We start from the raw sequence: 1,462 nt of genomic DNA on the forward strand, positions 1-1,462 counted from the left end.
CCCGTTAGCTTAATCTATCGTCTCAGTAAACAAGAGGGTTGTTCGCTGAATAAGAAGCTAAATCCAGAAACTCAACTGCTTCGAACTTAAAATAAATTAGATTTAAATCCAAATATTCCCAGTCTTTGGCTTCAGAATGAGGTACAACTGAAACAAAATATTTTAATTTCTTCCTTCTAAGTTGTTTTACGAAATAATCATTGAGTCCATTTACTGATGTTATATCAATGATGATTTTCATACTGATTCAAATTCGCTCACTACTTCATGATCTGTTTTCATGGCCAACTGCCACCCATAATCACGGCCTAATTTGCTCATAAGCCATTGAACTTGCTCTTTCCGAGTTAGAGGCTTTTTCAATTGATTTCTTCCTGTATTTTAAGTGAATTAATATTTCTTTATCATTGTTCCAGAATTGGTAGCCAATTAGATCGGTTACCGTCTCTATGTATTTGAGCAGCTGCCGTAGCAAACTGCTCCATATTTGTTCAACTATCGTTTCCCGATAGATCATTTGATTGAAACTATGACAAGTTCATATCTAATATAAACTCCGCTTGTTTATTCATAACGCTTGGGGGATATGGCATCCCTTTCGTAAACCACCATTCCACGAGTCCTACGTATGCTGATGCAAAAAAATTCAGCATAATGTCCTCATTTAATCCGTTCCTTCTCCCTTCGACCAATTCCCATCCATTGCGGAGATCTTCAATAACAAATTCAAGGAATCTGCTGCGGAAGTACGGAGCTCCTTTACCCGACAGAAAAGCCGAAAAGAAGCTATAGTTTATTTCAAAATACTCAAACCAGGTTATTTGGGTTTCATCAGAGGATTCTGGATAACAAATTATTCGGAGTTCTTTGATGTGTCCTTCAATGAGATTATTCAATAAGTCGTATTTATCGTTGTAATGTAGATAGATCGTTTTTCGGTTAACATTTGCTCTGTCTGAAATTTCTTGCATCGTAATATCATCAAAATCTTTTTCACTCATCAATTCAACAACAGCTTTTTTAATCGCTTCTTGTGACTTTAATATACGTCGATCCACTTTAGACATACGTAATCCCTCACTTTTCCATAAATAAACCCCAAAATCTTTATTTTTGTTGCTTATTACTCAAAAGTTGCTCATCTGGTTATTGCAGTAATTGTGTCTTTTATATAATAATACACATGTGATGATTAATCCATACAAGGGGAATAAAAAGAAGGAATCAATACACAAAAGGTTGGCCAGCGAGCTCACCGAGCCTGAGGGAAGCTGGCGAGTGGTCCGCGCGATCTCGTCATGCTCTCACGCACGATCAGCAGTTTCGTCGCCGCCCTCCTCGGCTAGATGGCATCTTCGGAATCGCTGCGGCAACTGTACTTATTTTCGCCGTCAAACTGCGCACGATTATCCCGCATCTCGAATCTCGCGACCCCGTCCCTTACCTGTATCTTCTTGAATCG

The 1,462-nt window shown here is 38.6% G+C and carries 1 protein-coding gene; it reads right to left on the reverse strand.

What is annotated here, in order from left to right; all coding sequences use genetic code 11:
* Positions 1 to 527: 527 nt before the first annotated feature.
* Positions 528 to 1,067 (reverse strand): TetR/AcrR family transcriptional regulator, encoded by a 540-nt coding sequence (locus HI950_RS35345; protein WP_187768227.1) that lies wholly within the window; start codon positions 1,065 to 1,067, stop codon positions 528 to 530.
* Positions 1,068 to 1,462 lie beyond the last annotated feature (395 nt).

The organism is Paenibacillus sp. PL91 (assembly GCF_012935325.2).
Lineage (GTDB): Bacteria > Bacillota > Bacilli > Paenibacillales > Paenibacillaceae > Pristimantibacillus.

Coding starts and splice junctions, on each gene's coding strand:
- HI950_RS35345 (WP_187768227.1), bottom strand. CDS start 1,067: ATGTCTAAAGTGGATCGACGTATATTAAAGTCACAAGAAGCGATTAAA.